This window comes from Azoarcus sp. PA01 (assembly GCA_001274695.2).
Taxonomy (GTDB): domain Bacteria; phylum Pseudomonadota; class Gammaproteobacteria; order Burkholderiales; family Rhodocyclaceae; genus Aromatoleum.
Window position 1 is genome coordinate 1,792,403 of sequence record LARU01000002.1, and the last position, 21,641, is coordinate 1,814,043.

23 protein-coding genes are annotated in these 21,641 nt (G+C 67.7%); 14 read left to right on the plus strand and 9 right to left on the minus strand.

What is annotated here, in order from left to right:
- Window positions 1–7: 7 nt before the first annotated feature.
- On the plus strand, window positions 8–922 hold the full coding sequence (locus PA01_09220; GenBank protein KON81744.1) for a DMT family transporter: 915 nt from the start codon (window positions 8–10) through the stop codon (window positions 920–922).
- Window positions 923–955: 33 nt separating this feature from the next.
- Window positions 956–1,561 carry a 2-hydroxychromene-2-carboxylate isomerase gene (locus tag PA01_09225; GenBank protein KON81745.1) on the plus strand — a complete coding sequence of 202 codons (606 nt, stop codon included), beginning with the start codon at window positions 956–958 and terminating at the stop codon, window positions 1,559–1,561.
- Between the two features lie 80 nt (window positions 1,562–1,641).
- On the opposite strand, the gene PA01_09230 is transcribed toward PA01_09225, so the two are convergent.
- Window positions 1,642–2,268, minus strand: coding sequence for a hypothetical protein (locus PA01_09230; GenBank protein KON81746.1), 627 nt, complete (start codon window positions 2,266–2,268; stop codon window positions 1,642–1,644).
- A gap of 60 nt (window positions 2,269–2,328) precedes the next feature.
- Here PA01_09230 and PA01_09235 point away from each other — a divergent pair, with 60 nt between their 5' ends.
- On the plus strand, window positions 2,329–4,260 hold the full coding sequence (locus PA01_09235) for an ATP-binding cassette domain-containing protein (protein KON81747.1): 1,932 nt from the start codon (window positions 2,329–2,331) through the stop codon (window positions 4,258–4,260).
- A gap of 54 nt (window positions 4,261–4,314) precedes the next feature.
- Here PA01_09235 and PA01_09240 read toward each other — a convergent pair whose 3' ends face one another.
- On the minus strand, window positions 4,315–4,986 hold the full coding sequence (locus PA01_09240) for a transglutaminase family protein (GenBank protein ID KON81748.1): 672 nt from the start codon (window positions 4,984–4,986) through the stop codon (window positions 4,315–4,317).
- 175 nt (window positions 4,987–5,161) lie between these two features.
- On the opposite strand from PA01_09240, the gene ilvA reads away from it, so the two are divergent.
- From ilvA to PA01_09260, 4 genes are all read left to right on the plus strand, one after another.
- Window positions 5,162–6,403: a threonine ammonia-lyase gene (ilvA, locus tag PA01_09245; GenBank protein ID KON82417.2), complete on the plus strand. Its 1,242-nt coding sequence runs from the start codon at window positions 5,162–5,164 to the stop codon at window positions 6,401–6,403.
- Between the two features lie 81 nt (window positions 6,404–6,484).
- Window positions 6,485–7,096 carry a bifunctional phosphoserine phosphatase/homoserine phosphotransferase ThrH gene (gene thrH, locus PA01_09250; protein KON81749.1) on the plus strand — a complete coding sequence of 204 codons (612 nt, stop codon included), beginning with the start codon at window positions 6,485–6,487 and terminating at the stop codon, window positions 7,094–7,096.
- A 12-nt stretch (window positions 7,097–7,108) separates the two neighbouring features.
- Window positions 7,109–7,984 carry a formyltetrahydrofolate deformylase gene (gene purU / locus PA01_09255; protein ID KON81750.1) on the plus strand — a complete coding sequence of 292 codons (876 nt, stop codon included), beginning with the start codon at window positions 7,109–7,111 and terminating at the stop codon, window positions 7,982–7,984.
- Between the two features lie 84 nt (window positions 7,985–8,068).
- Entirely contained in the window at window positions 8,069–9,331 is a 1,263-nt protein-coding gene (locus tag PA01_09260) for an Hsp70 family protein (GenBank protein KON81751.1), read from the plus strand.
- 109 nt (window positions 9,332–9,440) lie between these two features.
- On the opposite strand, the gene PA01_09265 is transcribed toward PA01_09260, so the two are convergent.
- Complete coding sequence (locus PA01_09265) at window positions 9,441–9,644, minus strand: cold-shock protein (protein ID KON81752.1); 204 nt, start codon at window positions 9,642–9,644, stop codon at window positions 9,441–9,443.
- 366 nt (window positions 9,645–10,010) lie between these two features.
- On the opposite strand from PA01_09265, the gene PA01_09270 reads away from it, so the two are divergent.
- Window positions 10,011–11,348: an MFS transporter gene (locus PA01_09270; protein KON81753.1), complete on the plus strand. Its 1,338-nt coding sequence runs from the start codon at window positions 10,011–10,013 to the stop codon at window positions 11,346–11,348.
- 12 nt (window positions 11,349–11,360) lie between these two features.
- Here the strand turns inward: PA01_09270 and PA01_09275 are convergent, their stop codons facing one another.
- From PA01_09275 to PA01_09300, 6 genes are all read right to left on the minus strand, one after another.
- On the minus strand, window positions 11,361–12,239 hold the full coding sequence (locus PA01_09275) for an alpha/beta hydrolase (protein ID KON81754.1): 879 nt from the start codon (window positions 12,237–12,239) through the stop codon (window positions 11,361–11,363).
- A gap of 158 nt (window positions 12,240–12,397) precedes the next feature.
- Window positions 12,398–12,904, minus strand: coding sequence for a CreA family protein (locus PA01_09280; protein KON81755.1), 507 nt, complete (start codon window positions 12,902–12,904; stop codon window positions 12,398–12,400).
- Window positions 12,905–12,941: 37 nt separating this feature from the next.
- On the minus strand, window positions 12,942–13,367 hold the full coding sequence (gene arfB, locus PA01_09285; protein ID KON81756.1) for an aminoacyl-tRNA hydrolase: 426 nt from the start codon (window positions 13,365–13,367) through the stop codon (window positions 12,942–12,944).
- A 74-nt stretch (window positions 13,368–13,441) separates the two neighbouring features.
- A complete protein-coding gene (locus PA01_09290; protein ID KON81757.1) occupies window positions 13,442–14,104 on the minus strand; it encodes a DsbA family oxidoreductase in 663 nt (220 codons plus the stop codon).
- A 44-nt stretch (window positions 14,105–14,148) separates the two neighbouring features.
- On the minus strand, window positions 14,149–14,775 hold the full coding sequence (locus tag PA01_09295) for an HSP40/DnaJ peptide-binding protein (GenBank protein KAI5913094.1): 627 nt from the start codon (window positions 14,773–14,775) through the stop codon (window positions 14,149–14,151).
- Window positions 14,700–15,092 carry a hypothetical protein gene (locus PA01_09300; GenBank protein ID KON81758.1) on the minus strand — a complete coding sequence of 131 codons (393 nt, stop codon included), beginning with the start codon at window positions 15,090–15,092 and terminating at the stop codon, window positions 14,700–14,702. Before PA01_09300 ends, PA01_09295 begins: the two co-directional genes overlap by 76 nt.
- A 172-nt stretch (window positions 15,093–15,264) precedes the next feature.
- Between PA01_09300 and PA01_09305 the strand changes: the two genes are divergently transcribed.
- From PA01_09305 to PA01_09330, 6 genes are all read left to right on the plus strand, one after another.
- On the plus strand, window positions 15,265–16,347 hold the full coding sequence (locus tag PA01_09305) for an IS630 family transposase (protein ID KON81759.1): 1,083 nt from the start codon (window positions 15,265–15,267) through the stop codon (window positions 16,345–16,347).
- Window positions 16,348–16,764: 417 nt separating this feature from the next.
- A complete protein-coding gene (gmk, locus tag PA01_09310) occupies window positions 16,765–17,379 on the plus strand; it encodes a guanylate kinase (protein ID KON82418.1) in 615 nt (204 codons plus the stop codon).
- Between the two features lie 3 nt (window positions 17,380–17,382).
- Entirely contained in the window at window positions 17,383–17,598 is a 216-nt protein-coding gene (rpoZ, locus tag PA01_09315; GenBank protein KON81760.1) for a DNA-directed RNA polymerase subunit omega, read from the plus strand.
- 25 nt (window positions 17,599–17,623) lie between these two features.
- The gene (locus PA01_09320) at window positions 17,624–19,822 is read left to right on the plus strand and encodes a bifunctional (p)ppGpp synthetase/guanosine-3',5'-bis(diphosphate) 3'-pyrophosphohydrolase (protein KON81761.1); all 2,199 of its coding nucleotides are present in this window, start codon (window positions 17,624–17,626) and stop codon (window positions 19,820–19,822) included.
- Between the two features lie 96 nt (window positions 19,823–19,918).
- Window positions 19,919–20,107, plus strand: coding sequence for a DUF3460 family protein (locus PA01_09325; protein KON81762.1), 189 nt, complete (start codon window positions 19,919–19,921; stop codon window positions 20,105–20,107).
- Between the two features lie 71 nt (window positions 20,108–20,178).
- Entirely contained in the window at window positions 20,179–21,591 is a 1,413-nt protein-coding gene (locus tag PA01_09330) for an exonuclease domain-containing protein (GenBank protein KON81763.1), read from the plus strand.
- Window positions 21,592–21,641: the final 50 nt, after the last annotated feature.

Consider the following 21,641-nt stretch of genomic DNA (forward strand, 5'->3'; position numbering starts at 1 on the left):
GTTAATCATGCCCCCTCGCCCGCATCTCGATCGCTTTGCCATGGGACTGATGGTGCTGCTGTGCACCGTGTGGGGATTGCAGCAGGTCGCGATCAAGCTTGCCAATGCCGGCATTTCGCCGGTATGGCAGGCCGGGCTGCGCTCGCTCGGCGCGACGACGCTGGTGTGGGCGTGGGCGAGCGCGCGCGGCGTGAAGCTGTGGTCGGCGGACGGCACGCTCGCGCCGGGCCTCGTCGCCGGTCTGCTGTTCGCCGGCGAGTTCGCGCTGATCTTCGGGGCGCTCGAATTCACGACCGCGTCGCGCGGCGTGATCTTCCTGTACACGGCACCGTTTTTCGTCGCGCTCGGCGCAGTGTGGCTGCTGCCGCACGAGCGCATGCGCCGCGCGCAGTGGGCGGGCATGGCGCTGGCGTTCCTCGGGGTGCTGACGCTGTTCGGCGAGAGCCTGCTGCTCGGATCCGGTCGCGCCTGGATCGGCGACCTGATGATGCTGCTCGCGGCGAGCATGTGGGCCGCGACCACGCTGACCGTGAAAGTCAGTCCGCTCGTCCGCGTGCCGGCCGAAAAGACGCTGCTGTATCAACTGGGCATTTCGGCGCTGGTGCTGCCGCTGCTGTCGCTCGCGTTCGGCGAGCCGGGCGTGTTCGCACCGACGGCGGTGGTGTGGGCGAGCCTCGCGTTCCAGATCGTCATCGTCGCCGCCGCGAGCTATGTCGCGTGGTTCTGGCTGATCAGCCAGTATCCGGCGACGCGCCTGTCGTCGTTCTCGTTTCTGACGCCGGTGATGGGCGTGCTCGCCGGCGGCCTCCTGCTCGGCGAGGCGCTGACGCCGGCGGTGTTCGCCGCGCTCGCGCTCGTCGGGGCCGGCATCTGGATCGCGAATCGCCCGTCCCCCGAAGCGGCGCCCGTGCGGCTGCGCTAAAGTCGATCACCCACAGGAACGGAGGGCTTTCCCATGCAGCGACCCCGAATCGAGTTCTGGTACGAGTTCGCGAGTTCGTATTCGTTTCTTTCGGTAATGCGCCTCGAAGCGCTCGCGGGCGCTGCCGGCGTCGATGTCGCGTGGCGACCTTTCCTGCTCGGGCCGGTGTTCCTCTCGCTCGGCTGGAATGACTCGCCGTTCAACATCTACCCGCCGAAAGGCCGCTACATGTGGCGCGACCTCGCCCGGCTCGCGGAAAAATACGACCTGCCGTTCCGCGTGCCGAGCCGCTTTCCGCGCAGCGGCCTGCTCGCGGCACGCGTCGCGCTGCTGGGCGTCGAAGAGGGCTGGATCGCGCCGTTTTCGCGCGAAGTCATGCGCGCGAACTTTGCCGAGGATCGCGAAATCGGCGACGAGGAAGTCATCGAGGCGATCCTGAACGACCTCGGCCTGCCCGCCGGCGAACTGCTCGCGGCGGCTGTCGCGACCGACAACAAGCTCGCGCTGCGGCACCAGACCGAGGAGGCGACCTCGCTCGGTCTGTTCGGCGCGCCGACGTTTCGCGTCGGCGACGAGCTCTTCTGGGGCAACGACCGGCTCGAAGACGCGCTCGACTGGGCGAACCGGCGGCCTGACTGACGGGAAAGCTTCAAGCCCGCGCGAGCGGGGAGCCGGCGGCGTGTCGCCGAAAGCAACCCGTCGGAGTTCGCCGGCCGCCGTCAGTTGCCGGCCTTTTCCTTTTCCTTTTCCTGCTCGCGCTTGCGGATCCGCTCGTCGTAGCGCGCCCGGTCGCGTGCCGCATCTTCGGCCCGTTTCGCGGCGTCCGCTTCGGCGCTCAGGCGTTCGCGCGCTTTTTCCGCGTCCTGCTCGCGTTGCCGGTCACGGGCAGCGGCGGCATCGCGCACAGCCTGCGCCTCGCGTTCCCGCCGCGTGGCGTCGGCCGCAGGATCGGGCGCGATCTGTGGGTCGGCGGACGGCGCCGCAGGAGGCGGCGCGACCGGCAGCGGCGCCGGGGCGTCGGACGACAGGGCCGGCGGCAGCGTGCCGCGCAACGCGGCCTGGCGCTGTTTTTCGGTGAGTTCGAGGCGGCTCGCCTCGGCTTCGATCGCGCGCGCCTGGCGGAGCTTGTCGAGGCGCTGTTCCTTGGCCTGGGCGATGCAGCGATTGACGAGGAAACGTTCGTAGCACGCCGGTTCGGCGCGCCGCAGCGCATCGTCGGCCTCTGCGCGCAGCGCCCGGGCTTCGTCGCGCAGGCGCTCGGCGTGCTCGAGGTCGGCTTCGGCAGCGCCCGCGGTCGCGGCCGCGACCGCGAAGAGCAGCGGCAGCAGGCGAGGGATCATCGGCATTCGGCAGCGGTCCAGTGGGGGGATGCGTAGAATAACGCCTTTGCCCTTCGATTCGCTGACGTGATCCAGTTCCGCAACCTCCGCCTCGCCCGGGGCGCCAAAATCCTCGTCGATGCCGCCTCCGTGCAGATCCACCCCGGCTGGCGGGTCGGTCTGACCGGCGCGAACGGCACCGGCAAGTCGAGCCTGTTCGCCCTGTTGCGCGGCGAACTGCACCAGGACCAGGGCGACCTCGACATCCCCGCCGGCTGGCAGATCGCGCACGTCGCGCAGGAAACCCCGGCGCTGGCAAAACCTGCGATCGAGTATGTGCTCGACGGCGACGTCGAACTGCGCAGCATCGAGGCGCAGCTCGCCGCGGCGGAAGCTGCGCACGACGGCGCGCATATCGGCGAACTCCATGCTCGTCTGCACGAGATCGGCGGCTACGCGGCGCGCGCCCGCGCCGCGGCGCTGCTCGACGGCCTCGGCTTCCTGCCGGGCGAGGCCGATCGTCCGGTGTCGGACTTCTCCGGCGGCTGGCGCATGCGGCTGAACCTCGCGCAGGCGTTGATGTGCCGCTCCGATCTGTTGCTCCTCGATGAGCCGACGAACCACCTCGATCTCGACGCGGTGCTGTGGCTCGAGCAGTGGCTGCGCGACTACCGCGGCACGCTGGTGCTGATCTCGCACGACCGCGAGTTCCTCGACGCGTGCGTCACGCACATCGCGCACATCGAGTCGCAGCGCCTGACGCTGTATTCCGGCGGCTATTCCGACTTCGAGCGCCAGCGTGCCGAGCGCCTCGCGCAGCAGCAGTCGCTGTTCGACAAGCAGCAGCGCGAGATCGCGCACATCGAGGACTACATCCGCCGCTTCCGTGCGAAAGCGACGAAGGCGCGCCAGGCGCAGAGCCGCATCAAGGCGCTCGAACGCATGGAGCGCATCGCCGCCGCGCATGTCGACACACCGTTCAGCTTCAGCTTCCGCGACGGCCCGCCGGCGCCCGATCCGCTGCTGCAGGTCGAGGACGGCGTCGTGCGCTACGGCGAGCGGACCGTGCTCGACGCCATCCGCCTGACGCTGCGCCCGGGCGAGCGCGTCGGCCTGCTCGGGCCCAACGGCGCCGGCAAATCGACGCTGATCAAGCTGCTCGCCGGCCAGCTGCCGCTCGCCGCCGGCAGCCGCAGCGAAGGCAAGGGGCTGGCGATCGGCTATTTCGCGCAGCACCAGCTCGAAACGCTGCGCCCGGACGAGTCGCCGCTGCAGCATCTGGCGCGCCTCGACCCGCGCACGCGCGAGCAGGAGCTGCGCGACTACCTCGGCGGCTTCGACTTCCGCGGCGACGGTGGCGGCGGCACGTCGACGCCGGCGACGACGCCGTGCGGCCGCTTCTCCGGTGGCGAGAAGTCGCGCCTCGCGCTCGCGCTGATGATCTGGCAGCGGCCGAACCTGATGCTGCTCGACGAGCCGACGAACCACCTCGACCTCGAGATGCGCCACGCGCTGACGCTGGCGCTGCAGGACTACGACGGCGGGATGGTGCTGGTGTCGCACGATCGGGCGCTCTTGCGTGCGACCTGCGACCGCTTCCTGCTCGTCGATGCCGGCCGCATCCAGCCGTTCGACGGCGACCTCGACGATTACCGCGACTGGCTCGCCGAGCGCCGCGCGCAGGCGAGCGAAGCGGCGAAATGCCCGGACCGCAGCGCCGACAAGGCAGCGCGCAAGGCCGACCGGGAACAGTCCGCGGCGGAGCGCCAGGCACGGCTCGCCGCGCGCCGCCCGCTCGTCAAGGAACTCGAGCAGCTCGAAAAGAAGCTCGCCAACTGGCACGGCGAGAAAAAGCTCCTCGACGCGCGCCTCGCCGACCCGGCGCTCTACAGCGGCGCCGAAGCCAGCCAGCTGCAGACGCTGCTGAAGCGCCAGGCGGAGCTTGCCGGGTGGGTCGACGACGCCGAGCTGCGCTGGCTCGAAATTTCCGAGCAGCTCGAAGCGATGCAGGCCGACTGAGCGGGTGTGAAGCGCGAACAGCGCGAATACGGATAGCGTCTCCTGCTTTCCGCTCTACGCGGGCTGGTTTTCCCTTTCCACATCCGCAAGAAAATCTTCCGTCCGCAGTTGCTCGGCCTGTTCCAGCCATACCGGGTAATGCGTGCGGAAATCTTCGGCCATCAGCGACAGTGGCACGTCGGGGAAGTGACCACGCTGGTGGATATATTCCATGTGCTGATTGCCGCTGCGGTCGAAGGGGTGGTAAATCGAGTCGCTTCGGCCGTCGAATTCCAGCGGCAGCAACCCGAACCGCTCGCACAGCGCGAGGTTGAATGCCGGCGTGGCCTTGTACCAGGAGCCGTCGATGAGGATTTCGGTGTACCCGTGCCACCGGTACAGGTCCGCGCCGAAAGTCTCGCGCATGCGTTCGGTGCTGAGGTGGTTGCGTACGTCGGCGTAACCCGGCCGCGCCGGAATTCCCGCCGCGCGGCACACCGCCGTGAGCAGCGTCGCTTTCGGCACGCACCAGCCGGCGCCGCTGGCGATCACGCTGCTCGCCTTCATCCCGGTTTCCGACAGGTCGATGCGATAGGGGTCGTAACGGAAGCCGTCGCGCACCGCGTAGTACAGCGACACCGCGCGCTCGCGGACGTCGCTGCTGCGGCAATGCGCGCGAGCGAAGGCAAGGACTTCGGGGTGGTCGCTGTCGATCAGTGGAGTCGGTGAAAGGTACGCATCTATCATCGTAGTGCTCAATCGAGTAAAGCGGGATACGGCAGTTTAAAACGAAAACGCCGCCTGTCCTCGTTTCCCCTTGCAAGAGGCGGCCCGTGTTTCCCGCAGACACTGCCCGCGTCGCCGCTTTGCGCATACAGTAGCGATTCGAACGCCCGTTCGGGGCGGTTTGCGGAGAATCGCCATGTCGTCCATTCCGGTGCCGCTCGCACTGCCCGATCTCGTCGCCGCGCGCGAACGCATCCGCGACGCGATCGTCCGCACCGGCCAGTGGCAGAACGACGCGCTGTCCGACGAGCTCGGCGTGCCGCTGCAACTGAAGCTCGAAAACATGCAGCGCACCGGCTCGTTCAAGCTGCGCGGCGCGACGCACAAGATCGGCCGACTGCTGGAGGGCGGTGACCGGCCTGCCGGCGTCGTCGCGGCGTCGGCGGGCAACCACGCGCAAGGGGTCGCGCGCGCGGCAGCGCGGGTCGGACTTTCCGCGGTCGTCGTGATGCCGGCGAACGCGCCGCTGACGAAAATCCAGGCGTGCCGCAAGCTCGGCGCCGACGTGCGCCTCGTCGGCGACACGCTCGAAGCCGCCAGCGACGAGGCGCATCGCCTCGCCGATGGCGAAGGGCTCGCGCTGATCCATCCGTACGATGATTGGGACGTGATCGCCGGTCAGGCGAGCTGCGGCCTGGAGATGCTCGAAGACGCGCCGGACATGACCGTCGCGATCGTGCCGCTCGGCGGCGGCGGGCTGATCTCCGGCGTCGCGCTGGCGCTGAAGCTGCAGAATCCGGCGATCCGCGTCGTCGGCGTGCAGACCGACGCGGTCGCTCCGTGGCGGCATTTCCTGCGCGACGGCACGCTCGAAGCGGTGCGGCCGGACGCGCACACGATCGCCGACGGCATCAAGGTGAAACGCCCGGGGATGCTGACGCGCCAGGTGATCGCGCGCCACGTCGACGACATCGTCACCGTCGACGACAACGCGATCGCCGAAGCGATCGTCACGCTGCTCGAACGCACGCGCACGATCGGCGAAGGCGCGGGCGTGGTCGGGCTCGCAGCGCTGCTGCAGCGCAAAGTCCGCCTCGCGCCCGACGACCGCGCGGTGGTCGTGATTTCGGGGGGCAACGTCGATATGACGCTCGTCGGCCGTTCGATCGACTACGGCCTTGCGTCGAGCGGGCGGCTGATGAGCGTCGCGGTGATGATTTCCGATGCGCCGGGGCAGTTGCTCGCGCTGCTGACGACGATCGCCGAGCTCGGCATGAACGTGCGCCATGTCGAGCACCGCCGCGGCGAACTGCACGTCGCGGTCGGCATGACCGAAGTGATCCTGCAGATCGAGACGCGCGATGCGGAGCACCAGCGCGCGCTGCTGACGCATTTCGCCGCCCAGGGCCTTGCCGTGCGCAACCTGCTCGCCGGCTGAGGTCCGCAGCCGGATTCGCGGCAGGCCGCCCGCGCCGCTGCTAGAATCGCGGCTTTCCCCTTGCCGCTACAGGATATTGCCGTGCAGATCGTCTGTCTCGACCTCGAAGGTGTGCTGGTCCCCGAAATCTGGATCGAATTCGCCGAGCGTACCGGCATCCCCGAGTTGCGTCGCACGACGCGCGACGAGCCGGACTACGACACGCTGATGAAGTACCGGCTGAACATTCTCGCCGAGCGCAAACTCGGCCTGCCCGACATCCAGGAAGTCATCGCCAGCATGGGGCCGATGGCCGGCGCGCGCGAGTTCCTCGACGCGCTGCGCGAGCGCTACCAGGTCGTGATCCTGTCCGACACGTTCCAGGAGTTCGCCAAGCCGCTGATGAAGCAGCTCGGCTGGCCGACGCTGCTGTGCCATCGCCTCGAAGCCGACGCGAACGGCGTGCTCGTGAACTACCACCTGCGCATGCCCGACCAGAAGCGCGAAGCCGTCAAGCGTTTCAAGGAGCTGAACCTGACGGTCGTCGCGGCGGGCGATTCGTACAACGACACCGCGATGCTCGGCGAGGCGCACGGCGGCATCCTGTTCCATCCGCCGGAGAACGTCATCCGCGAATTCCCGCAGTTTCCGGTGACGCGCAACTACGCCGAACTGCGCCGCGAGATCGACCAGGCTTTCGCCCGCGTCGCCTGACGGGGTCCTGCCATGCACCGCGACCGCCATTTCACGCTGTCCGCGTCCTGCCCCGACCGCGTCGGCATCGTTGCGCGGGTGTCGGGCTTCATCGCCGAGCATCGCGGCTGGATCCTCGAGACGTCGCTGCACGCCGAGCCTCCTGCCGACGGCGAGGCGCTCGGGCGCTACTTCATGCGCATCGAGATCAGGGCCTCGTCGCTGCCGTTTCACCTCGCCGAGTTCCGCGAACGATTCCGTCCGCTCGCGGCCGAGCTCGAGATGGACTGGACGATCACCGATTCGGCGGTCAAGAAGCGCGTCGTCGTGCTGGTGTCGAAGCAGGAACACTGCCTCTACGACCTGCTCGCGCGCTGGCAGTCGAAAGAGCTCGACATCGAAATCCCGTGCGTGATCTCGAACCACGACACGTTCCGCGGCCTTGTCGAGTGGCACGGCATCCCGTTCCACCACGTGCCGGTGAACGCCGACAACAAGGCGCAGGCCTACGCCGAAGTGGCGCGCATCTTCGAGGAAGTGCGCGGCGAGACGATGGTGCTCGCGCGCTACATGCAGGTGTTGTCGCCCGAGCTGTGCGCCGCGTACGCCGGGCGCATCATCAACATCCACCACAGTTTCCTGCCGAGCTTCGTCGGCGCGAAACCCTACCACCAGGCGTGGGCGAAAGGCGTCAAGCTGATCGGCGCGACCTGCCACTACGTGACCGCCGACCTCGACCAGGGGCCGATCATCGACCAGGACGTGATCCGCATCGACCATTCCGATTCGGTCGAGGACATGGTCCGCTACGGCAAGGACATCGAAAAGATGGTCCTCGCGCGCGGCCTGCGCTACCACCTCGAAGGTCGTGTGTTGGTGCATCGCAACAAGACAATCGTGTTCCGCTGAGCGCCGGGGCGCCGTCGTGAAGCTCGCGTGGAGCGCCACGGTGGCGTAGCATTGCGGCCCTTTTCCGACCGGCTGCATCCGCTTATGGGCAAGACCTCCGCACGGGCCTGCGGCGTCGATTTCGGCACTTCCAACTCCACGGTCGGCTGGCTCCGGCCCGGCGTCCCGGCGCTGCTCGAACTCGAGGACGGCAAGCCGACGCTGCCGTCGGCAGTGTTCTTCAACGCCGACGAGGAGACGACGTGCTACGGCCGCGCTGCGCTCGCCGAATACCTCGAAGGCTACGAAGGGCGCCTGATGCGCTCGCTGAAGAGCCTGTTGGGCAGCAGCCTGATGGACGGCCAGACCGAAGTGCATGGGCGCGCGTTGCCGTTCCGCGATCTCCTCGCGAGCTTCATCGGCGAACTGAAGGCGCGCGCTGAAGCGGCGGCGGGACGAAGCTTCACGCAGGCGGTGTTCGGCCGGCCGGTGCATTTCGTCGACGACGACGAGAGCGCCGACCGCAAGGCGCAGGACACGCTCGAGGCGATCGCACGGCAGGCGGGTTTTCGCGACGTCAGCTTCCAGTTCGAGCCGATCGGCGCGGCGCTGCATTACGAGACCGGCCTCGAGCGCGAGGAGCTGGTGCTGATCGCCGACATCGGCGGAGGTACTGCGGACTTCTCGCTCGTGCGGCTGTCGCCGGCGCGCGCCGGTCGCGACGATCGCCGCGAAGATCTGCTCGGCAACGCCGGCGTGCATGTCGGCGGCACCGATTTCGATCGCGCGCTGAGCCTCGAATGCGTGATGCCGCTGCTCGGTTATCGCGGCCGGATGAAGAACGGCGCCGAAGTGCCGTCGAGCCTGTTCTTCCAGCTCGCGACGTGGCACACGATCAATTTTGCCTATACGCGGCAGGCGTGGGCCGACCTGCAGCACATCTACCGCGATGCGATCGCGCGCACCGAGCTCGATCGCCTGTCGCGGCTCGTCAGCCGGCGCGAAGGGCACTGGCTCGCGCTGCAGGTCGAGCAGGCGAAGATCGCCCTGTCGCAGGCGCCGGCCACGGCGCTGCAACTCGGCCGGCTCGAACCCGGGTTCGTGCACGAGATCGGCCGCGACGCTTTCGCCGGCGCGACGACGGCGCTCGTCGAGCGGGTCGCGGCAGCGGTCGCGGACCTGCTGACGGAGGCCGGCGTTGCGCGCGAGCGTGTCGATACGATCTATTTCACCGGCGGCGCGAGCGGCGTCGCGCAGCTGCGCGCGCGCATCGCAGCCGAGCTGCCCGCCGCGCGCAGTGTCGAAGGCGACCTTTACGGCAGCATCGGCAGCGGGCTTGCAGTCGAGGCCGCACGCCGCTACGGGTGAGCAGCGGGTTCCGGGCCCGAAAAGCAAAAAGCCCGGCAAGGCCGGGCTTTGACTCGTTGCGCAGGCCGTGCGGTTTAGCGGACGCCTGCGCGAGAGAGCGGATCGAGGATCAGAGCGGGCGGATGTTGCCTGCTTGCTTGCCCTTCGGGCCCGACGTCTCGTCGTACTGAACTTTCTGACCTTCGGTCAGGCTCTTGAAGCCCGAACCCTGGATCGCGGAGAAATGCGCGAACAGATCTTCGCCGCCGTTGTCCGGCGTGATGAAACCGAAGCCCTTGGAGTCATTGAACCACTTAACAGTACCAGTTGCCATTTCGAAAAATCCCAAATCAAAGTTAATGAAGGGCGTTTGCCCGGATTGCGGCAATCGAGATCGGGGAAAGACGAACTGAGTACCCAAAGGCCGTCGAGCACGAAAAACCACGCGATTGCAGATGCGCACGCGCAGTCTGGTGAAAAACCGACGCGCGGTCAAGGGCTGAAATGGATTGTCACGCTCATCCCGGGGGTTTATAGGGGATTGCCGGTACGGGCAGTGGCAATGTCATACTGTCGAGGCGGTAATTTTGCCGCCTGCAAAGCTTTTCCCGGCAGCCGCTTGCGCCCTCGAAAGTTGCCGCGCCGAACCTCGCCGATGGCAGAATCCGCCCACTCCGGATCCATGAGGGTGCAGGGTGGCATGAGTTCCCAATTCAGACTGATGAGCGAGCGGCGCTTCCTGCCGTTTTTCATCACGCAGTTTCTCGGCGCGTACAACGACAACCTGTACAAGAACGCGCTGGTCGTGCTGATGACGTTCGAGGCGGCGCGTTTCACGACGATCGCGCCGGGCGTGCTGGTGAACCTCGCTGCCGGGATTTTCATCCTGCCGTTCTTCCTGTTCTCGGCAACAGCCGGCCAATGTGCCGACAAGTTCGAGAAAAGCCGGCTCATCCGCGGGACGAAACTGCTCGAAATCCTCGTCATGGCGCTCGCGGCGCTGGCGTTCGCGCTCGACTCGCTGGCGCTGATGCTCGGCGCGCTGTTCCTGATGGGCGCGCAGTCGGCCCTGTTCGGGCCGGTGAAATACGCGATCCTGCCGGTGCATCTGCGCGAAGACGAACTGGTCGGCGGCAATGCGCTCGTCGAAGCGGGCACGTTCGTCGCGATCCTCGTCGGCACGATCGCCGGCGGCGTGACGATCAGCTTCCCGGGTGGCGCGCTGTGGGTGTCGGTCGCGGCGCTGACGGTCGCGGTGCTCGGCTATGTCGCGAGCCGGGCGATTCCGGTGGCACCGGCAGCCGATCCCGGGCTGCGCATCAACTGGAACCCGTTGACCGAAACCTGGCGCAACCTCCGGTTCACTCGCGAGGACCGCAGCGTGTTCCCCGCGGTGCTCGCGATCTCGTGGTTCTGGTTCTACGGCGCGCTGCTGCTGTCGCAGTTCCCCGGCTATGCGAAGGACGTCCTCGGCGGTGACGAACACGCGGTGACGCTGCTGCTGGCGGTGTTCTCGGTCGGCATCGGCATCGGTTCGCTGATGTGCGAGCGGCTCTCCGGCAAGCACCTCGAACCGGGCCTCGTGCCTTTCGGCTCGATCGGCCTGAGCCTGTTCGCGTTCGACCTGTGGTGGGCGAGCCCGGCGCTCGCAGCCGGCAGTGCGCCGCTGCCGCTGGGTGCGGTGCTCGCGGATGCGGCGACGTGGCGGGTGCTGGGCGATCTGCTGCTGATCGCGGTGTTCGGCGGTTTCTTCATCGTGCCGCTCTACACGCTCGTGCAGGCCCGCTCCGCGGCCGCTCACCGCTCGCGCGTCATCGCCGGCCTCAACATCCTCAATGCGCTGTTCATGGTCGCGGCCGCCGGCCTGGGCGCAGGGCTGCTCGCGGCCGGCCTGTCGGTGCCGCAGCTGATTCTCGTCGGGGCGCTGCTCAATGCGGCGGCGGGGCTCTTTCTCTGCGTCCGGGCGCCGGAGTTCGCGCGGCGCTTCGCCGCGTGGCTGCGCGGCACGGCGGCAAGCCGTCCCGGCGATGCCCGTTGACGGCGCGGCGGCTCAGTCCCGCAGCAGGAAGCTTTCGAGCGCCGCGGCGACCTGCTCCGGCTGGTCGTGCTGGAGATTGTGCCCGGCGTCGGTCACGGTGGCGACGCGCACGTCGGCGAAACACGCGAGCCGCTCCCGGTAGTCGTCCGAAGCCGCCGGGAAGCGGTCGAGGACGTAGCCCTGGTCCGAGATCAGCAGCAGCACCGGTGCCGTGATCGTGCGCCAGCAGGCGAGCGTGTCGCCGAGGCGGTAGGGTGCCGGCGCGGCAGTCTTGTGCCAGGGATCGCAGGCCATTTCGACCTGCCCGTCAGGCAGCACGCGGCTGACGTTTCGCGCGAGGAAGGCGGCCCGTTCTTCCGTCAGCCGCGGGTTGGCCTGCTGCAGGCGGCGGGCCAGCGCATCGTGATCCGCGTAGCGCCGCAACTGCGGGTCGGCCGGCACGGCGTCGAGCCACTGGGCGAGGCGCTTCGGCGCTTCGTCGGCGCTGCCGTCCTTGAGGCCGAGAACGTCGAGCATCGCCACCTGCGACACGCGTTGCGGCCGCACGCCCGAATATACGCCGGCGATATTCCCGCCCATGCTGTGGCCGACGAGGCGGGCCGGGCGGTGCGGCGAATAATGCGCGAGCAGGGCGTCGAGATCGGCGTAGTAATCGGGAAACCAGTACGGCCGGCGCAACCATTCGCTCGCGCCGTAACCGCGCCAGTCCGGCGCGATGACGTGCCAGTCCTGCGCGAGCGCGGCGACGACAAACTGGAACGTCGCCGAGTTGTCCATCCAGCCGTGCAGGAAGAACACCGGCGGCGCGTCCGCAGCGCCCCAGTGCCGGACGTTGTAGCGCAGCCCGCGCACGTCGAGCTGCTCGCATCGGGATTCGGGATTCGGTTTCATGACGGCAATGGTAGCAGCGCGCGGGCCGCGATTGGCGCGGGCCCGGCGCGCTGCAGCGGCCGCCTTCCGGCGGCCGTGGCTTCCCGTGCTGCCGCGGCCGGATTTCAAACCCGTGGCGAACCTTGCGCAGGACGCCCGGCCGGGAGGGGGCGCTGCCGTCAGCGACGCAGCGGAATCGGTGTCGCCCGGTCGACCGCCACGGCGGTGACGCTGTTTTTCGGGCTGCCTTCGATGAGCTTGTCTGAATAGGTGAGGTAAACCAGGACGTTGCGGCGCACATCGACCATGCGCACGACCTGCAGCCGCTTGAACAGCACCGACAGGCGCTCGGAGAAGACTTCCTCCTGCTGCGGCAGCGGTTCGCGCGTGCGGATCGGGCCGACCTGGCGGCACGCGATCGACGCTTCGGCGAGGTCTTCCGCAAGCCCGACTGCGCCCGACAGCCCGCCGGTCTTCGCGCGCGATACGTAGCACGTCACGCCCTCGACGCGCGGGTCGTCATAGGCTTCGACGACGACCTTGTGGTTCGGGCCGATCAGCTTCCACACCGTCGATACTTCGCCGACCGATTCCGCGCGGAGCGGCAGCGGCACGGCTGCGATCAGGGCAACGAGGGCGGCGAGGCGGCGGGCGCGCAGGCCGGGGCGGGGGCGGGAAGATTTCATCGGCTGCGGTCCTGTTCGGGAAAATGAGGGTTCCGGGTCATTCGTCGATCGAGGTGCGACGCGTCCGCTGCCGCTTGCGTTCGCCCTGCGTCCGCTTCGCTTCGAGACGCCGGATCTTCGCTGCCCTGGTCGGGCGCGTCGCGACCCGCACGAGCGGTTTTTCATGGGCGCGGGCGATCAGCTCCGCGAGCCGGGCGCGCGCATCGGCGCGGTTGCGGTCCTGCGTGCGAAAACGCTGGGCGCAGATCACGATCACGCCTTCGGACGTCGCGCGGCGCCCCGCCAGTTTCAGCAGGCGGGCGCGGACATCGTCGGGCAGCGACGGCGAACGCGCGGCGTCGAAGCGCAGCTCCACTGCCGTCGACACCTTGTTGACGTTCTGCCCGCCGGGACCGGACGCGCGAATGAAGCGTTCTTCGAGTTCCTCTTCGGGCAGCGCCGGCAGGAGCGTCACATCGACCATGAGCGACAGTATAGACCGCGGCACCGGGCGCCCCGATCGTGACGGTCCCCGCGGCAAACCGCGTCCGCTTCGCCTTACGAGGCGTGCAGCGACTGCAGGATCGCCGCGCCCAGCGCCGCCTGCGACTGCGCGCCCGACACCGCGAGCTTGCGGTTGAAGATGAAGAACGGAACGGCGGTGATGCCCTGCTTCCGCAGCTGGTCCGCCATCCGCCTGACTGCCGCTGCATCGTCGTCGCTTTCGAGATAGGCGAGGACGGTTTCGCGCTCGTCACCGGCCGCTGCGGCGATGTCCGCGAGCGTGGCGTTGTCGCCCAGGTCGCGGCCGTCCTGGAAATGGGCGGCGAACAACGCTTGGCCGAGCGCGTTGACGTGCTCCTGAGTGTGGCCGAGCGATTGCGCCCGGTAAGTGAGGCGATGCGCATTCAGCGTGTTCGGCCGGATCGCGATGCGCTCAAACGCGAAAGTCACGCCATCGGGCGCGCCGGCTGCGACGATGCGGGCGAGGACTTCGTCGGTCTTGCGCCGCCCGCCGAACTTCGCGTCGAGGAACGGCCGATAAGGCACTCCGGCCGCCGGGGTGTCCGGGTCGAGGAAGAACGGCAGCCGGTTCACACGTATTTCTTCGAGTTCGGGCACATCGTGGCGTACTTCCTCGATGGCCTGGCGCAGGCGCTCGTTGCCGATGAAGCACCACGGGCAGACGAAGTCGGAAACGAAATCGATGTCGAGAATCATGGCGGTTTTCTGTCGATTGGGCCGTACGGGACGGCCGGGGGCGTTCAGCGTGTTTCGGGGAGGTCGTGGAGCCAGCGCTGTTCCCAGCTTGCCACATCCGGCAAGTGGCGGGACAAGGTCTTCTGCAGGCGGCTTTCGGCGAGTTCGAGCAGGGCGAGGATTTCCGCGTCGGGCGCTTCGGGCAGTACCGGCACGAGCTGCACGATCAGCGCGCCGGCGCGCTGTCCGGCGCGTCCTGGGAAGCCCGCCCCTTTGACTTTCAGCTCGCGCGTCGTTGCCCGTCCGGGTTCGAGCTTCAGGTGGCGGACGCCGTCCGGCAGCGGAATCGGCAACTCGCCTCCCAACAGCATCCGGAACGCGCTGACCGGGCGGCTCAGCATCAGGTCGCGACCGTCTAGCCGATACAGGGCGTGGGGCGCCAGGACGACGCGCAGGAGCAGGTCTCCCGGCGCGCCGCCGCCGGCATCGCAGGCTTCGCCGGCGCCGGCAACGCGCAGTTCGTCGCCGTCGAGCACGCCGGCCGGAATCCGGACGCGGAGCTTGCGCGCTACGCGCGCCTCTCCGCTGCCGCGACAAGCGGCGCAGGTCTGCCTGTTCAGGTACCCACGGCCCGCGCAATCGGCGCACGGCGCGAGACTTCCGCCGTTGCGGACCCGCCCGAGCCGTGGCACGTGGTGCACAGGCGGGTGTGGCGCAGCACTTCCTCGCCGCTGCCGCCACAGGCGTCGCACGGGGCGGCAGCGGTGATCGTGAACGTTTTTTCGCCGCCGGTGAACGCTTCCTCGACGCTCAACACGAGCTCCTCGCGACGGTCCGCTCCGCGCGGCGGCGCTTCTGGAGGCGGCTCGGGCGACTGTGCGTCCTCGGGTGTCGCTGCGGGCGCCGGCTCGAATGAATGTCCGGCAAGAAGATTTTCGTAGGCGGCGCGCAGGCGCTTGAAATGCTCGATCGCCGCCGGATCGGCATTGCGATCGGGGTGCCAGCGCATCGCGAGGCGGCGAAAAGCGTGCTTGATCTCGCGTTCCCCGGCGCCCGGGCCAGGCCGAGGAGACTGTGGGGGTCGCTGTGCGACATCGCTAGTGTCCTGAGTTAAAAATTTGTTGAACAACTAGCTCATCCGCTGGTCTCTCATGCCGTACGATTGGCGACAGGAGGCAGCGATGGGCAGACCGAAGGTGGAGATCGTGCTGAACGAGAGCGAGCGCGAGCAGCTTGAAGCCTGGACGCGTCGGCGTAAGACCGCGCAGGCGCTCGCATTGCGCTCGCGGATCGTTCTCGAGTGTGCGACGGGTGTCGACAGCAAGGTTGTCGCGCAACGCTTGTCGGTGTCGCAGCAGATGGTATCGAAATGGCGCAACCGCTTTGACGCGAATCGGCTCGATGGCCTGCTCGATGCCCCGCGCTCGGGGGCGCCGCGTACGATCGACGATACCCGTGTCGATGCGGTGATTGCCAAGACGCTCGAAACGGTGCCGAAGAATGCCACCCATTGGAGTACGCGCAGCATGGCGCGCGAGATGGGGATGTCGCAGACGGCGGTCAGCCGCATCTGGCGCGCCTTCGGCCTGCAACCGCACCGGCAGGAAACATTCAAGCTCTCGACCGATCCGCTGTTCGTCGACAAGGTCCGCGACATCGTCGGGTTGTATCTGGATCCCCCGGTCAAGGCGATGGTGTTGTGCGTCGATGAGAAGAGCCAGATCCAGGCGCTCGACCGCACCCAGCCGATCCTGCCGCTGGCGCCGGGACTTCCCGAACGGCGAACGCATGACTATATGCGCCACGGCACAACGACTTTGTTTGCGGCGCTCGATGTCGCCACCGGAGAAGTCATCGGGGAACTGCACCGACGCCACCGCAGCCGCGAGTTTCTGGCCTTTCTGCGCACCATCGAAGCCAACGTCCCAGCCGGTCTGGACATCCATCTGGTGATGGACAACTACGGCACGCACAAGACGCCAAAGGTCAGGAGTTGGTTTGCCCGTCATCCGCGTTTCCACGTCCATTTCACCCCGACCTCGGCCTCCTGGATCAACCAGGTCGAACGCTGGTTTGCCGAGCTCACCGAAAAACAGATTCGTCGCGGCACCCACCGTTCCACCCGCCAACTCGAGCAGGCCATCCGCGACTACCTTGCTCGCTACAACGATGATCCCAAACCCTTCGCATGGACCAAATCAACTGACGACATCCTCGCCAGCCTTGAACGATTTTGTATGCGAATTTCTAACTCAGCACACTAGCGGGCCGTGCGAGTTACGGATGGAGGCCGGGCCGCTGAACCCGACCGCCGGCCCGCGCCCGCCAGACTTTCGGCCGCGCTGCCGGCGCCCCCGGGCGCCCGTGCCCACCGACGCGCCGGATGCGGATCGCGCAGTCGCGTCGGCCTCATCGCCAACACGGGGAAAGAACTGTCCATCGGAAGCATTCCGGCGCGCCAAAATGAAACAGAGTAGCGCTTGGCTCGCGCTCCGTCGAATCCCGCTGCGCGCGAACCGGGCGCGTCTTGCGATCGCGGTGACAGGCTGTGACGCGGGGAGCCTTGGTGATCGGCGGCACGCGCTGGCACAATCGGTCCCGCGGATACTTTCATCCCGGTAAGCGAATCCTGCCAGAAACGACGGAGAGTGCGCCGCCTGCGGGTCGGCACGAACGAAAACATGCCCGGAACCCTGATCATCGTCACTGCGCCGTCGGGTGCAGGCAAAACCACGCTCGTCAGCGGCCTGCTCGAACGCGATCCGCAGGTGAACCTGTCGATGTCCTACACGACGCGCGAGCCGCGTCCCGGCGAGCGCGACGGGCGCGAATACCACTTCGTCGATGTCGCGACGTTTCGCGCGCTGCGCGATCGCGGCGAGTTTCTCGAGTGGGCCGAAGTGCATGGAAACTACTACGCCACTTCGAAGGTCTGGTTGAAGCAGCAGATCGCGGCCGGGCGCGATATCCTGCTCGAAATCGACTGGCAGGGCGCGCAGCAGGTGCGCAAGAGCTTTCCCGACGCCGTCGGCGTGTTCATCCTGCCCCCATCGCTCGAGGAACTCGAAGTCCGGCTGCGCGGACGCGGCACCGACAGCGACGACGTGATCATGCGGCGGCTGCTCGGGGCGCGCGGCGAGATGCGCCATGTCGGGGAATTCGACTACGTTATACTCAACAACGACTTGCAGTGCGCGCTCGACGATCTCGTCGCGGTCGTGCGTGCGTCGCGCCTGCGTTATGCAAACCAGCACGAGCGACATCTGCAGTATTTCGATTTTCTTGAACAGGACTGAACCATGGCTCGCATCACGATCGAAGATTGTCTGAAAAAGATCCCCAACCGCTTCCAGCTCACGCTCGCCGCGACCTACCGCGCGCGCCAGATCACGATCGGCTCCACGCCGCAGGTCGAGCTCGAAAAGGGCGACAAGGACAAGCCGACGGTGATTGCGCTGCGCGAAATCGCGGCCGGAAAAGTCGGTCTGGAAGTCCTCAATCGCGGACAGGCCTGAGCTTCGCGGGGGGAGGGAACAGCCGATGGACGCTGCAGCGATTCCCGCTCCGGGCCCTTTCGGTTCGTCGTCCGGTCTCCCCGTGTCGTCGGATTTCGTCGCGCTCAGGACGAAGCTCGAGACTTATCTGCGTCCCGAGGATGTCGAGAAAGTCGAAGCTGCGTACCATTTCTCGGCGCGCGCGCACGAGGGTCAGCTGCGCATCAGCGGCGACCCGTACATTTCGCATCCGGTCGCCGTCGCCGACATCGTGTCCGACTGGCACCTCGACGCCCAGGCGCTGATCGCCGCCCTCCTTCACGACGTGATGGAGGACACGCACATCTCGAAGCAGGAGATCGCCGACCGCTTCGGCCGCACCGCCGCCGAGCTCGTCGATGGCCTGTCGAAGCTCGACAAGATCGAGTTCCGCTCGCACGAGGAAGCGCAGGCGGAGAACTTCCGCAAGATGCTGCTGGCGATGGCGAGCGACCTGCGCGTGATCCTGATCAAGCTCGCCGATCGCCTGCACAACATGCGCACGCTGCAGTGCATACGCTCCGCGAAACGGCGTCGCATCGCGAGCGAGACGCTCGAGATCTACGCTCCGATCGCGAACCGGCTCGGTCTCAACACGCTCTACCGCGAGTTGCAGGAGCTCGCGTTCGAGCACAAGTACCCGCTGCGCTACCGCGTGCTGTCGCGCGCGATCAAGGCGGCGCGCGGCAACCGCCGCGAAGTCGTCGGCAAGGTGTTGCAGGGCATCGAGGAGCGCCTGCCGCAATGGGGGCTGACGGCCGAAGTCCAGGGCCGCGAGAAGCACCTGTTCGGAATCTACCGCAAGATGGCCGAGAAACGCCTGTCGTTTTCGCAGGTGCTCGACATTTACGGTTTTCGCGTCATCGTGCGCGACGTGCCGAGCTGCTACCTCGCGATCGGCGCGCTGCATTCGATGTACAAGCCGGTGCCGGGCAAGTTCAAGGACTACCTCGCGATCCCGAAAGCGAACGGCTATCAGTCGCTGCACACGACGCTGATCGGCCCGTTCGGCACGCCGGTCGAAGTGCAGGTGCGCACCGCCGAGATGCATCACATCGCCGAGACCGGCGTCGCGTCGCACTGGCTGTACAAGGAAGACGAGAAGACGCTCACCGAGCTGCAGCAGAAAACGCATTCGTGGCTGCAGTCACTGCTCGAACTGCAATCGGCGTCGGGCGGCGCGACCGAGTTCCTCGAGCACGTCAAGATCGATCTCTTCCCCGGCGAAGTGTATGTGTTCACGCCGCAGGGCAGGATCCTGTCGCTGCCGAAAGGCTCGACGCCGGTCGATTTCGCCTACGCGGTGCACACCGATATCGGCAACCGCTGCGTCGCGTGCCGCGTCAACGGCGACCTGATGCCGCTGCGCACCGAACTGCACAACGGCGACCAGATCGAGATCATCACCGCCGCGCACGCGAACCCGAATCCGGCGTGGCTCGCGTACGTGCGCACCGGCAAGGCGCGCGCGCAGATCCGCCATTTCCTCAAGGGCGCGCAGCAGGAAGAATCCGTCGCGCTGGGCGAGCGGCTGCTGAACCAGGCGCTGCGCCCGCACGGGCTGACGCTGGGACAGATCAGCACGTTCGCGTGGGAGCGCTTCCTGCGCGACCGCAGCATGCGCAGCAAGAAGGAAGTGTTTGCCGACATCGGCCTCGGGCGGCGCCTGCCGGTCATCGTCGCGCGCCGCGTCGCGCAGGCGCAGGACCTCGAATCCGGTCGGCCGAACGTCATCAAGCCCAAGCCCGCCGGCGCGATCCTGATCCGCGGCAGCGAAGGCATCGCGGTGCAGCTCGCGCGCTGCTGCCAGCCGATCCCGGGAGACCCGATCATCGGCATGATCCGCAAGGGCCAGGGGCTCGAAGTCCATCTGCACGACTGCGCAGTCGTGGCGAAGCTGCGCGGCGACCGCGGCCGCTGGGTGGACGTCGAGTGGGAAGGGGGCGAAGACCGCCTGTTCGACGTGACGATTCGCGTGCTGACGCGCAACACCCGCGGCGTCCTCGCCAAAGTCGCGAGCGCGATCTCGGAGGAGGACTGCAACATCCAGAACGTCAGCATGGACAACGAGCAGGGCATCTACACTGCGATCAACCTCGTGCTGCAGGTCCGCGACCGCATGCATCTGGCGAAAGTCATGCGTGGCGTGCGCCGGGTGCCGGAAGTCGTGCGGATCGGTCGGCTCAAGGGCGACGTGCGCAGCTGACCGCGCGCCGACGCGCGGCGGCGCGCGGGGGACATCGATCGCGATTGGCGCATTCGGGACGCTCGCCTACAATTGCCGACTTTCCGGGAGCAATGCATGGCGATCTACGAATCCGAACACACCAAATTCATGCGCGAGTGGCTGGCGAAGCATCCGCAGGAAATCGAAGAGCAGCGCAAGGGCCGGGCACTGTGGTGGGACAAGCCGCAGGACGTCGTCGCCCAGGCGCGCCTCGACCAGTCGAAAGTGCCGGTCAAGCCTTATTACTACGATATCAACCACTGACGCGCACCGCGGCACGCAACTCCTGATCGAGGAGCGGGTCGGATGCACGAACGTGTCCGACCGATGCCCCCATGTCGCTTCCTGATTCGCTGGTCCTGATCGACGTCGAGACGACGGGCGCGAATCCGGTGTCCGATCGCGTCACCGAAATTGCCGTGCTGCGCATCGAGCGCGGCGAGATCGTCGGGCGCTGGGAGAGCCTCGTCAACCCGCAGCGCCCGATCCCGTCGCTGATCCAGCGGCTGGTCGGCATCACTGACGAGATGGTCGCTGCGGCCCCGACGTTCGCCGAACTCGCCGACCGCGTGCGCGGGCAGCTCGAAGGCGCGGTGTTCGTCGCCCACAACGCACGCTTCGATTACGGCTTCATCCGCAACGAGTTCTCCCGTCTCGGCCAGCCGTTCGAGGCGTCGGTGCTGTGCACCGTCAAGCTTTCCCGCGCGCTGTACCCGGAACACCACCGTCACGGGCTCGACGCGCTGATCGAGCGACACGGCTTCACGTGCGGCGCGCGCCACCGCGCGATGGGCGACACCGACGTGCTGTGGCAGTTCGCGCGCCTGGTTTCCGGATCGTTTTCCGCCGACGTGCTCGCGCGCGCGTGCGAGCGGGCGATGAAGCTGCCGGCGCGCCCGCCCGGCCTGCCCGAAGGGGCGCTCGAAGGCGTGCCGGACGCGCCGGGCGTGTATTCGTTCTTCGGCGAGAACGACCGGCTGCTGTACGTCGGGCGCAGCGCGAGCCTGCGGGCGCGGGTCATGGAGCATTTTTCGGCCGGCAGCGGCGCGGGCAAGGAGGCCGGACTCGCGCGTCAGGTGCGCCGCGTGGAATGGGAAGAGGCCGCCGGCGAGTTTGCCGCGTCGCTGCGCGAAGCCGATCTGCTCAGAGCGCGTCGGCCGCTTCATGCCCGGCCGGCAGTGGGCGGCGAAGAGGTGTTCGGCCTGCGCCTCGTGCCGCAGCGCAAGCGCGCGCCGATTTTCGAGCGCGTGCCTCTGCATGCGACCGATCCGGCGGCGTGGGAAGCGGTCCACGGCACTTTTCGCACTCGCAAGGAGGCCGACAGCCTGCTGCGGGAATTCGCCCAGCTGTACCAGCTGTGTCCGCGCCGTCTCGGTCTCGAAGGCGGCAGCGGCGCCTGCGGCGCGCACGAAGCGAGGCGCTGCGCCGGCGTATGCGCCGGCAAGGAAAGCATCGCCGCGCACGATGCGCGCCTCGCAGGCGCGCTCGGGTCGGTGACGCTGCGCGCGTGGCCGTGGGCCGGAGCGGTCGTCATCGAGGAGCGCAGTGCGCATTCGGGGCGCGAAGCGTTCCATCTCGTCGATCACTGGTGTCATCTGGGCAGCGCGGACAGCGCCGAGGCGCTCGGGGCGCTGCTCGACGACTCGCCGGCGCGCCGCTTCGACCTCGACACTTACCGCATGCTGGTGCGCTGGTTCGCTGCCGAAGCGAATCTGGCGGCCGTGCGACCGATCGATGAACTTCGCTGAGTCCGACCCCTGAGTCAGGCCCGGCGTCCGCTCGCCGGCCGGGGTTCGGC